General features: G+C 57.3%; 9 protein-coding genes and 1 riboswitch. Of the genes, 2 read left to right on the top strand and 7 right to left on the bottom strand.

Features of this window, described 5'->3' with window-relative positions; genetic code table 11:
• Positions 1-7: 7 nt before the first annotated feature.
• From ACR0NE_RS01210 to ACR0NE_RS01200, 3 genes are read right to left on the bottom strand one after another with little or no spacing between them, the layout of a single operon-like run.
• Positions 8-1,021: an Ldh family oxidoreductase gene (locus ACR0NE_RS01210; RefSeq protein WP_170596667.1), complete on the bottom strand. Its 1,014-nt coding sequence runs from the start codon at positions 1,019-1,021 to the stop codon at positions 8-10.
• 60 nt (positions 1,022-1,081) lie between these two features.
• Positions 1,082-2,602, bottom strand: a complete 1,521-nt coding sequence (locus tag ACR0NE_RS01205; RefSeq protein ID WP_170393827.1) for a trimethylamine methyltransferase family protein — start codon at positions 2,600-2,602, stop codon at positions 1,082-1,084.
• A gap of 15 nt (positions 2,603-2,617) precedes the next feature.
• Positions 2,618-5,071 (bottom strand): GcvT family protein, encoded by a 2,454-nt coding sequence (locus ACR0NE_RS01200; protein WP_170596669.1) that lies wholly within the window; start codon positions 5,069-5,071, stop codon positions 2,618-2,620.
• Positions 5,072-5,326: 255 nt separating this feature from the next.
• On the opposite strand from ACR0NE_RS01200, the gene ACR0NE_RS01195 reads away from it, so the two are divergent.
• Positions 5,327-6,220: a LysR substrate-binding domain-containing protein gene (locus tag ACR0NE_RS01195; protein ID WP_170422562.1), complete on the top strand. Its 894-nt coding sequence runs from the start codon at positions 5,327-5,329 to the stop codon at positions 6,218-6,220.
• A gap of 54 nt (positions 6,221-6,274) precedes the next feature.
• Here the strand turns inward: ACR0NE_RS01195 and ACR0NE_RS01190 are convergent, their stop codons facing one another.
• The 4 genes from ACR0NE_RS01190 to ACR0NE_RS01175 are packed head-to-tail and all read right to left on the bottom strand — an operon-like array spanning position 6,275 to position 9,394.
• Positions 6,275-7,288, bottom strand: a complete 1,014-nt coding sequence (locus tag ACR0NE_RS01190; RefSeq protein ID WP_170509083.1) for an iron ABC transporter permease — start codon at positions 7,286-7,288, stop codon at positions 6,275-6,277.
• Position 7,289: 1 nt separating this feature from the next.
• Positions 7,290-8,237, bottom strand: coding sequence for an ABC transporter substrate-binding protein (locus ACR0NE_RS01185; protein ID WP_170509081.1), 948 nt, complete (start codon positions 8,235-8,237; stop codon positions 7,290-7,292).
• Positions 8,238-8,255: 18 nt separating this feature from the next.
• On the bottom strand, positions 8,256-9,041 hold the full coding sequence (locus tag ACR0NE_RS01180; RefSeq protein ID WP_170596671.1) for an ABC transporter ATP-binding protein: 786 nt from the start codon (positions 9,039-9,041) through the stop codon (positions 8,256-8,258).
• The gene (locus tag ACR0NE_RS01175; RefSeq protein ID WP_170596673.1) at positions 9,038-9,394 is read right to left on the bottom strand and encodes a DUF1636 family protein; all 357 of its coding nucleotides are present in this window, start codon (positions 9,392-9,394) and stop codon (positions 9,038-9,040) included. Before ACR0NE_RS01175 ends, ACR0NE_RS01180 begins: the two co-directional genes overlap by 4 nt.
• Before the next feature lie 102 nt (positions 9,395-9,496).
• Positions 9,497-9,705, bottom strand: a riboswitch (cobalamin riboswitch).
• 258 nt (positions 9,706-9,963) lie between these two features.
• Between ACR0NE_RS01175 and ACR0NE_RS01170 the strand changes: the two genes are divergently transcribed.
• A complete protein-coding gene (locus ACR0NE_RS01170; RefSeq protein ID WP_170422551.1) occupies positions 9,964-11,031 on the top strand; it encodes a catalase family protein in 1,068 nt (355 codons plus the stop codon).
• Positions 11,032-11,036: the final 5 nt, after the last annotated feature.

Below are 11,036 nucleotides of genomic sequence, written 5' to 3'. Positions count from 1 at the left end.
GGGACCCCTACAGAAGTTCGCGAAGTTGCTTCATCAAGTCCGCCGTGACGCGAACACCATCCGCTTCGGCGGCAGCACGGTTCTTCAAGCGGCCATCTCCGGGAACGCGGGCATCCCCGTTACCTTCAATCTCAGCGCAGATGCGTTGGACATAGCCTTCAAATGCGGCATTCCCGAAACGCGCCGGATCAATCGCGATCAACGTTGAACCGCCCTTGATATTCAAGGCACCGTGCGCTTCGCGGTTGGCATTGTCCACGGACAATGTTCCACCGGCCAGTGCCGCGCCAAGAACTTCGATCAGGAAGGCAATCGCAGCGCCTTTGTGCTCGCCAAACGGCAACAGACTGCGGGTCTCCAAAATCGCGTTGGGATCGCTGGTTGGCTGACCGTTCGGGTCAAGCCCCGCAGGGCGCGGCAATTCGTGCCCTTCGGCCGCGGCCATCCGGATGTCCATCAGCGCAACCATTGACGAGGCCTGATCCCAAACAACCGGCGCACGACCCGGTCGCGGGCAAGCAAAGGACATCGGATTGGTGCCGAAAACAGGGCGGATGCCGCCTTGCGGCACCACCATCGAGAGCGAGTTCACAACACCTAGCGCGACCAGCCCAGCGTCCGCTAGCGGACCTGTATCGAAACGTAGTGCCCCCAGATGGTGGCAATTGGCACAAGTAAACGCGGCAATACCATTCGCGCGCGCCATTTCAATAAGCTCGTCTCGAGCTTTGGCGGCCACGATCTGGTAATAGCCATTGTCACCATCTCCGCGCAGAACCCCCGGTGCGATCCGTTCGACACTCGGGTCGGCCTCGGGGTTGGCATATCCCGAAGAAAAGCTCTGCGCATAAACAGGTAACATCCTTAACCCATGGCTACGCGGGCCGTCGCGCTCGCTCATCCGCACAAGCCCGGCCAGAACCGTGCTGCCATGTTCATCCATGCCTGCAGCCACAAGGACAGATTTTGCCAATTCCTCTACTTCGTCGAGTGAGAGAGCGATCGTCGAGTTATCGGCCATGTGCCTAATCCTGTCGTTGGTTGAGGAAACGGGCACATAAGTGCCCGCTTGCAGATCTGTTTAGGCGCTGTATTCCACCCGCTTCTTAGCGACGAATTCATCCAACGCCCCGCGCTGATCGTCCGGCATTGGTGGCTGGACGTAGGTGTTCAGCATACGCTGCGCCTCTTCCGTGCCAACGGTTTCTGCGGTTTTAGCACCTTCTGCTTCCCACTGTTCAAAACTGTCATTGTTTTGCAAGTGGTTCATATGCATTGGGTTTTCGCGCGTGTGGTCAGTACCAAGGAAGTGCCCACCCGGTCCGATTTTGTCAATGTCGCCCAGCAACGTGTCCAGATTTTCTTCTTGCAGGCCGCTGAAGAAACGGTGGAAGTTCTCCAACTGCAACGCGTCCTGCACCCATTTTGAGTAGCTGACCCCAAGCGCGCCTTCAAGGAAGCCTGCTGAGTGTACGATGTAGTTTGCACCGCCCAGAAGCACCGGCCACATGGTGTTTGCGGTGTCGAACGCAGCCTGCATATCCGGGGATTTCGATCCGGTCCACATGGTACAGGTCCGCCATGGCACACCATAAAACCGTGCCATCTGACCCACCAGAAGGTTCATCAGCCCTGGTTCGGGCGAACCCATCATCGGTGCACCTGTCTTCATCGAAACGCCCATGATTGCCACCCCCAGCACCATCGGGGCTCCGCGCCGGATGATCTGGCTGTAGGCCATACCGGCCAGAGATTCTGCGATCAGCAGTGCCACACCACCCTGCGGGCTTGCAGGTGTGCTCGCCCCGGCAAGAACAAAGGGCGACAGCAGGCAGGGCTGGTTGGCGGCGGCATAGACGCGCAGGCTTTGCAACATGGTCTCATCCCAGACCAACGGTGTGTTGCAGTTCAGCAGAGCTGCCATCACGACATTGTTGTCAACAAATTCCTCGCCAAACACGATGCGAGTCATCTCTACCGAGTCCAACGCTGCCTGTTCGGATAGAACTGAACCCTTGATCGGTTTGTCGGTCAGCGTCAGTGCAGCATGAACCAGCTCCAGGTGGCGTTGCGGGACGGGTACGTCCTGCGGCTCGACCGGCAAAATACCCGGCACCATCATCGACTGACTCATCTGACTGAGTTTGAAGAAGTTATGCGCATCCTCCAGCATCGAAGGGCGGCGCACACCATCCAGACCATAGACAAACGGCGCGCCATACGCATTGGCAAAGACCGAATGCCGATTGCCCACCCGCAGCGAGCGTTCCGGGTTGCGCGCGGCATAGCCCCATTCCGAGGGAACGGCCGAGATCAGGTCCATCAGCATCTCGCGCCCGATGCGCACTCGCTCACCCTGCACATCCGCACCGTACTTCTTCCAATCAGCTAAGGCCACCGGATCGCGGAACTCAATCCCTGTGGTTTCAAGTATAGTCATGGCCGCGTTGTGGATTTTCTCAACGCCTTCGGGACCAAGCAGATCAATCGGACCAACTTTGCGGTTCAGCGTCGACAAGTAGACAGGGGGCGGGTTGGTGCGAGCCTTGACCCGCGCGGCACGTCCACCGCCACGGCCCGAGCGTGCTTTGACTTCTGCCATCTCAAATCCTCCTAATCAGGCGCGCGCGCGGGCGCTGGTGGGATCAACGGCGCAGGTATCGATCACTTCGGCCTCGCGCATTTCATTGTGGATGAGCACCTGCATTTTGGTGCCGGGTGCCGTCACCCCGTGTGGAACCAGCGCCATCGCAATGTCGTGGTTGCAGTAATACGAGAATCCGCCCGAAGTGATGCGTCCGATCAGCTTGCCATCGGCATAGACGCCTTCGTCAAACATCACCGAGGTGTCGCAGAACGGCAGCTTCAGTGTGACCAGTGTGTTGTATCCACCCTGCTCCTGCTGCTGTTGCAACGCGGCTTTGCCGATGAAATCACGTTCGGCCACCTGCCCGCCGATCTTCTCGGTCATTGCAACGAAACGGCCCAAATCGGCCTCATATGGGGTCAGGTCCTTGCAGATTTCGCGGTTGATCGCGCGATAGGATTTCTCAAGCCGCATCGACTCCAACGCTTCAAGCCCGAAGGGTTTCACACCCGATTTCAGCAGCAGATCAACGAGGTGGCGATTGTACCCGACCGGGTGGTGCAGTTCCCATCCCAACTCACCGGTGTAGGAGACGCGCAACAAGTGCACACCTTTGGCATAGCCCACCTCGCCCATCTGTGCCGACAGCCATGGGAATGCTTCGTTCGACAAATCATTATCGGTCAATGGTTGCAGGATGTCCCGTGCCTTGGGCCCGGCCAGTGCGATCACGCCCAGCTGTTCTGAGATATCCTCGATCACCACCGAGCCATCACCTGGCAGCACGCGCTGTAACTGATCCCAATTGTAGGCTCGCCAGTTCGGCGTCGATATCAGGTAGAAATCGTCGTCGGCATAGCGCACGATTGTGTACTCCGCATCCATGCCGCCCTTGTCGTTCAACATCAGCGACAAGGTCATGCGGCCCACCTTGGGCAGCTTGTTGGCCATCAGGCTATCCAGCCATTTGGCGGCACCCGGCCCGCGCACTGTGAACTTGGTCATCGGCGACATTTCGATGAAGCCAGCCTCTTCACGGGTGGTGCGCACCTCTTCCTGAACACGCTCCATATGGTTGGTGCGGCGGAAACTGTGTTCGGGGATCGCCTCTTCGGGCGATTTGGCAAACCAGCGAGGAAATTCGTAGCCGTTAAAGCTGGTCCAAACCGCGCCCTGAGCAGTCAAAAGATCATATGACCCCATGGTCTTCATCGGGCGCGCATCCGGGAAATCCTCACCCGGAACATGCGCATCCATATGGGTGCCCCATGTCTCGCGCACCTTATCCATGGTCCAACGTTTTGAGGCGTAGTCCGAGAATCGACGCGGGTCGAGCTCTGACATATCCATGCCCGGATCGCCATCGACGATCCATTTGGCCAAACGGTTACCAACGGTGCCGCCCCAGAGGATGCCACCAGGCATGCCTTCGGCCAGCCAAAGGTTCTCATGCCCCGGTGCGGGTCCGGCCAGAGGCAGCTCGTCCGGGGTCATCTGGAACGGGCCACGGGTGTTGGCCTTGATCCCAACCTCACCCAAGGTTGGCACCCGTTCGATGGCGCGTTCCCATTGGGTTTCCACGGCATCAAAATCCTCGGGCAACAGATCGGCTCCGAACTCGGGCGGGACACGATCCTCGGCGAATAGTTTGAGGTCTTTGGTGAATTCATACGGCCCGAACTGGATCCCGCCCACATCTTCGCGCAGATAAGCGCCGTAGTCCTCATCCCGCAGGATTGGGAATTCGGGCAAGCCTTGCGCCCGGCGCTCTTTCAACAGCGGCACCGTCTCGGTCGTCCAATACTGGTGAACGATCGGGATACATGGCAGGTCCAGCCCCACGCGGCGCGCATTTTCGCGGGCGTAGTTGCCGGTGGCAAAGATCAGATGCTCGCAGGTGATCTCACCCTGATTGGTGGTCACTTTCCAGTGGCCATTGTCCAGCTTCTCATAAGCCTGCGCTTCGGTGTTCTGGTATACCTTGGCGCCGGCATCCCGCGCGAGCTTGGCCAACGCCATGGTAATGTCGGCGGGATTCACATAGCCGTCTTCCGTGTGCAGAATACCACCCCGAATATCTGGACTTTGGTTCAGCAAGGGATGAATCTCGGCAATCTCCTCCGGCGTCAGCAGTTGGCAGGGCACGCCCGCAGCTTCGGCAATCGAGATATAGGACTGGAACTCATCCCAGCGCTTTTCGGTATTAGCCACCCGCAGCTGTCCTACCTTACGCAATCCGACCGAACTGCCCATCTTCTCTTCCACCTCGGTGTAGATGCGGATGGTTTCCATCGTCATCTTCGACACGTTGTGCGACCGCACAAAGGTTACTAGCAAACCAGCCGCATGCCAGGTGGAACCCGAGGTCAGTGTGGTGCGTTCCAGCATAACGGCATCAGAGCATCCATGTTCGGTCAGCCCATATAGAATTGACGCCCCGACGCATCCGCCACCGACAACCACGACTTTTGCATGTGACTGCATACTGCAACTCCTTCAAATTGTGCACGACCAACCGGGGATCGAATTGCATGAGGAAAGATCGATATGATGTCCAAGGGGCTTGAGGACCCTTGGCACATCCCTTGATCATGTCTCAAACGGTTGTGGCGCATTTTCACATTGAACTGCTGGCGGGCAATTGCAAAAAGATTCACTCTGCATAAGATGAACTAAGCCAAATCGCTGCTGATTGCGTTCTTATTATCGGGTTTTCAACTTGTCACAGGTCAAAACATCTTGCCCAACCGCCCATATGATCTTCCGCCCCTAAGCTCTCTGATCAGCTTTGAAACCGCAGCGCGGCATGTGAGTTTCAAAACTGCTGCTGAAGAGCTGAATGTTACGCCCGCAGCGATCAGCCATCAGGTCAAAGCGCTTGAGAACGAGCTGCAATGCGCGCTGTTTCTGCGCCATCATCGCGGCGTCGAACTTACCGAAAGCGGAGCCTATTTGCTGGTCGCCCTTCAACGTGGCCTTGAAGGGATCAGCGAGGCCCTTGGGCAGTTGCGCCGACAGTATGACCACAAAGGCGTGACGATCCGTTCCTCTACGGCGGTCAGCTCGCTTTGGCTTACACCACGGCTTGCCCAGTTTTGGAAAACGCATGGCCATGTTTCTGTGACACAAGTTGTGACCGATCTCGGGGTCGATACCTCAAAATGTGATCTAAGCATTCACTACGGTGATACACGCCGGGATTCAGGGATTATCAAGACCTTGTTTCACGACAACATCATGGCCTTATGCAGCCCTCGGTTTGCGAAACAGAACCCAATCGAGCATGTCGGCGAGATCGCCAAAGTGCCGCTCATCCATCTTGATGCACCAGATACCGGTTGGACCGATTGGCGGGCCTGGACCCGTAAACTGGGCTATGAAGGCCCGCTGAATTCCGCGCATCGGGTCAACAATTACACGATTGCGCTTCAGGCCGCTCAGGACGATATGGGCGCAGTGCTGGGATGGGAGGGACTGACCTCGGAGCTGACCGCATCCGGAAAACTGGTCAGACTGTTGCCGCAAACCATCTCATCGCAACTGGATTTCTACGTGAAACTACACAACACCTCATCCGACCGCGCCAAGCTTGTGTTCAAGTGGCTCGGCCAAGCGGCTGACGGAAAGGTTTAAACTCGGCTCAGACCTGATCAGGACGAAATATCTTGGGAGCGAAGATCGAGGGCCTTACCGTTGATTTCTCGCAGTCCTGAATAAAAGCAAGAACACAAACACCGATCCGATTGAAGTTGTGACGATCCCCACCGGCAATTCCTGCGGAGCCAGCAGAAGCCTGCTGAGAATGTCAGAGCCGGTCAACAAGGCAGCACCAACCATAGCGGCGGTAGGTAGAAGGTTTTTGTGCAGGGGACCTGCGATCCCGCGCGCAATATGCGGCACCATCAGACCGACAAAACCAATCACTCCGGCTACGGAAACAAACACGGCCGTTGCCAAAGCTGCGGTGAAAAACATGCTGAACCGCAGACCCCGAACCGGCACACCCAGAGTTGCGGCAGTCAAATCCCCGGTCAGCAGCGCATCCAACCAACGGCTGCGATAAAGCGAATAGCTCAGGATCAGCAGCAGACCGATGCACACCAGCGGGAACGTCTCCCAACGGGCCAGGCCCAGCCCCCCCAGCATCCAGAAGATGACAGAATGGGCGGCGCGGCTATCACCGGCGAAGATCAGATAGTTGGTGATGGCCGAAAACAAAAATGACACAGCCAGACCCGCAAGGATCAGCTTTTCCGGTGCGCTGGTGCGAAGCCCATGAACCAGCGCCAGCACGATGCCCGACGCCACAAGACCGCCGCAAAAGGCAGCCAGAGGCAGAGTCCAGAAACCCAGAATATCTCCGGTCACGGTAATTACAAACACCGCCCCCGCTGCCGCACCCGAGGACAGGCCGAACAGAAATGGATCGGCAAGGTCATTACGTGTGGTCGTTTGCAGCACCACGCCAACGATGCCCAGCCCGGCACCGATCACGGCTGCAAACAACGCGCGGGGCAATCGCAGGTCGAATACGATCCTATGCAGCGGCGACATCTCTCCGTCCTGCAACCCGGTACCGCGCAATATCGCGGTGAAGGTGTCGGACAAAGGAATCGAGGTTGTGCCGTAGATCGTGGAAATCAGCAAAAGGGCGGTCAGAACGACCGCCCCCAGCAACAACGTCAGGCCCAGTCGGCCCATATTAGCTCTGACCCGGATGCATCGCGCGCGCCATCTTCGAGATCGCTTCGATATTTGCCGGTCCGGGCGTCAGCTCTTCGTAGCGCAATCCGATCCAGCGTTCGTTCTTGACGGCATCAGTCTGCGACATGACGGGATGTTCCTGCAGGAACTTGAAGGTGTCCTCGGCGCCATTGCCGGTCTGATAATCCAACAAAACCAGGAATTCCGGGTTCGATGCGGCAACGGCCTCCCACGAAGTGCGGCCCCAGCTCGTGTCCATGTCATGAGTGACGTTTTCACCACCAGCGGCTGTGATCATCGCATCGGGAATCGCGAATTTACCGGCGGTAAACGGAGCATCTGCAGGACCATCCAGAAGAAAGACGCGGGGCTTGGGCAGTTCAGCAGTCTTGGCTTCGATCGCTGCCAGCTGCTCTTTCCAGCCCGAGACCAGAGCCTCGGCCTTGTCTTCGACTTGCATCACCTTGCCCAAGCGCAACACATCGCCAAACAGAAGATCCATGCTGGCTTCGGGGCGATCCTTGTCCAGATGGACACAGCTTTCCGTTAGAACCAAGGTCTTGATTCCGAACGGTTCCAATGTATCTGGGGTCACATCACCACCCGGCTTCATGCCATAGTACCAACCTGCAAAGAACAGGTCGGGTTCAACCGCCACCAGGTTTTCGACGGTCGGATATTTCGGCGCAAGCTCGGGGATGTCGCCGCGCAGGGCATCAAAATCAGGGCTGGTCTTGTACCAGCCGGTGATGCCGGTCAGGCCGACGATCTTGTCCTGCAGACCCAACGCAAAGGCCATATCGGTCATGTTCATGTCATGCACAACCAGGCGCTCGGGCGCGGTATCAAAAACCAGCGGTTCGCCGCAGTTGTCTACGGTGACTTCTTGCGCAGCAGCACCGCTTGCCATGGCGGTGGCCAACGCCACGGGCCAGATGTATTTCATCTCAGTGTGTTCCTTTGACTAAGTTGAGACTGTGGTTCTTCGAATATCAAGCGCCGGAATCACGCGGCCTTCGTGGAGAAAGCAGAGGAAATCAACGCCAAAAGTTTCGCGGACTCTTTCGGGTGTCAGCACCTTGTCCACCGACCCAAACTCGATCATGCGGGTCGATTTCATCAGCGCCACATGTGTGGCGAATTCGGGGATCATGACCAGATCGTGTACGATCATGACCACGGTGATCCCAAGCTCGGCGACCAAAGACAGCATCCGCCCTTTTGCATCAGGATCCAGATGGTTGGTAGGTTCGTCCAGAAACAGCAACGAAGGGTTCTGCGCCAAAGCGCGCGCGATATGGGCACGCTGACGTTCGCCTCCGGACAGTTGGGCCATGCGCTTGTCCGCGAGATTGGCGAGACCGGTCAGGTCTAAAATCCGGTCCAGCTCTTGCGTGTGGCCTTCGGCAGATCGGTCCGCACGGATGGGTATTTGCCCCAGCGCAACATAATCGCGTAACGCCAAGCGTCCATCGGGCAGTTCCTGCTGACCTACCACTGCAATCATGCGCGCACGCTCTTTGGCGGAGAGCTGTTTCAGACTGCGTCCTTTGATCCGAACATCGCCAAGTGCCAGCGGCTCAGCGCCGCACAACAGATTGAGAAGCGTCGTTTTCCCCGCCCCGTTCGGGCCGGCGATGGCTAGAATGGAACCCTCGTCCAACTCGAACGAGACGCCCTGCAACAGGACATCTCCGTTAAGGGCATAATACTCAAGGTTTTCGGCAATCAGAAAGGGTCGCAACGTCATTGCGATGCCCCCTGTTCGATCCGCGGCATGCGCGAGAGGGTTTTATTGAACAACGCCTGCGGGCGATCAGTGGCGTTTGTCCAGCCATCCGGGCTTTCACGATACTGCGCTGCAAACTCAGCCAGCGCCTGCACCTCATCCGCGGTCTGAATGCCACCAAAAAGGTATTGCGCCTTTCCTACGGCCTGGAACCCAACCGTTCTGGGACTATTGCAGCCTGCCATGCAAGACGACGCGCGGATCGCAAAACTGCGAGGTAATTTCCCAGTCAACGCATCGCAAATTTCATCAAGGCGCAGCCCTTCAGTGCAGCTTTCGCAGACTAGAATGAAATGATCAGGCGCATCTGGCATGGTCCACTCCACCTGTTTCCAAGCGCATGCGGAAGCTGCCGACAATGTAAACACGCGATTGACGCGCCATCAAAGCCTCCTTCCAGGACGCCCCGCCCCGGGTTGGTTGAACATCTGATGGCAGGTCTCCTGACTTGCGGGTCCGCGCTCGGCCAACCTTCCCGACCCTGTGGACCAGTGGCTGTTTGGCCTTGCTCACCGCTTACAGTTGCGGGGGCAGTTACGGAATTGGCACCATTTTGGCAAACCTCACCGTATTCCCTTTTCATCCCGCGGCAACGCCACCGGGAACCATCAATCGACTGAGTGCCCGAGAACACCGGACACGTCAATGATAAAGTCGAAGGCGCTCAACTCTGGTCGAGGATCGAGCGCGGGCAACCACGTGTCCGTAGCACCAACCGAATGGGTTGGGCTGCGCGCCGAATTTGTCTGGCCACGGTTGTCCATAGTTGGTGTGTTTGGAAATTAGACAATCTGAGGTAAGCTGAACAAATTTAGAGGTTTAGCTTTGTCAGCACCTTACCCCTGTTTGATCATTGCCTGGGTTTATCCAAGGAGACGGTTCTTTGACACATGTTTCGCAAAACGCATTGCCGCCGGATATTGTTGATGATGTCATTGACCACAATCTCGAGGCCGTTGCACGGTGGAAAGGCCATCGCTTAAGGGCTCAGCATGGGCGCAGTCACGGGTGTGTGGCTGCAATATTCACCGTCAGAAACGATCTACCAGAACAGTTCCGTCACGGCCTGTTTGAACAGCCCGCAGCCTATTCAGCCGCACTTCGCTTTTCCAACGGCGCGCATCTGGATGACCGGAAATCGGATGCCCACGGGATGGCGATCAAGCTTTTTGACGTGCCTGGCCCCAAGCTGATCGACGCCGAAGCACTTGCGCATCTGGGGACCACACAACTCAGCGACGAGTTCGATTTTGTATTGGTCGATCAGGATGTGTTTCCCAGCTACGTCCCCGATGAATATGAGCGATTGGGCAGGCTTGTCGCCACATTACAAGCGGTCCAGCACGCGATCAAAGGGCGACGAAAATGGAGCCTTAGGTTGATCACCAAAGGGCTGCGCGCAGGATTTCGAGCCTTCCTCACTCGTGAAGGCAAGCGTCAGTTTCGCGTCGCGAGTGATTTCGCCTCGAACTATATGCACTCGCCTTTTGAGGTCCATTTCTGGTCGACAACACCGTATCGGCTGGGCCCGGATCTAACAGTCCGATACCTAGCCCGCAGCGCTAAACCAAAAGTTCCGGCACATCCGGTAGACGACCCAGATGGGATCGGGCAGTGTTTGCGGCAAGACGTGGCCGATGGAGATAATCACTTCGAGCTGTGTGTGATTGAGCCCCCGCGCCCGGCCGACGAATTCGATGTGCTAGACAATCGCATCCGGTGGGCATGCGATCCGCAACCAGATGCACCTCTTGATCCGTACCATCATACCGTCACGCCCGTGGCGGATATCACGATTCCCAAAGGTGCAGAATTTGATCCGCAGAATGGCGACGCGATGAGCTTCTCGCCCTGGCGTGTCACGGCAGATCACGAACCTTTAGGACCGATTAATGCGATCCGGCTCAGAACCTATCTGAGCCTGGCCCGCGCCCGGTTCCCGAACCGATGACCAAA

It is taken from the genome of Ruegeria sp. C9 (assembly GCF_056537585.1).
The sequence above is the reverse complement of the archived record's forward strand: the minus strand, read 5'-3'. Positions and strand labels throughout refer to the sequence as shown.

What these genes read in the sequence shown, in the direction of transcription:
- ACR0NE_RS01190 (WP_170509083.1), bottom strand. Translation starts at nt 7,288, where the DNA reads ATGGGCCGACTGGGCCTGACGTTGTTGCTGGGGGCGGTCGTTCTGACC.
- ACR0NE_RS01200 (WP_170596669.1), bottom strand. Translation starts at nt 5,071, where the DNA reads ATGCAGTCACATGCAAAAGTCGTGGTTGTCGGTGGCGGATGCGTCGGG.
- ACR0NE_RS01210 (WP_170596667.1), bottom strand. Translation starts at nt 1,021, where the DNA reads ATGGCCGATAACTCGACGATCGCTCTCTCACTCGACGAAGTAGAGGAA.
- ACR0NE_RS01180 (WP_170596671.1), bottom strand. Translation starts at nt 9,041, where the DNA reads ATGACGTTGCGACCCTTTCTGATTGCCGAAAACCTTGAGTATTATGCC.
- ACR0NE_RS01205 (WP_170393827.1), bottom strand. Translation starts at nt 2,602, where the DNA reads ATGGCAGAAGTCAAAGCACGCTCGGGCCGTGGCGGTGGACGTGCCGCG.
- ACR0NE_RS01185 (WP_170509081.1), bottom strand. Translation starts at nt 8,237, where the DNA reads ATGAAATACATCTGGCCCGTGGCGTTGGCCACCGCCATGGCAAGCGGT.
- ACR0NE_RS01175 (WP_170596673.1), bottom strand. Translation starts at nt 9,394, where the DNA reads ATGCCAGATGCGCCTGATCATTTCATTCTAGTCTGCGAAAGCTGCACT.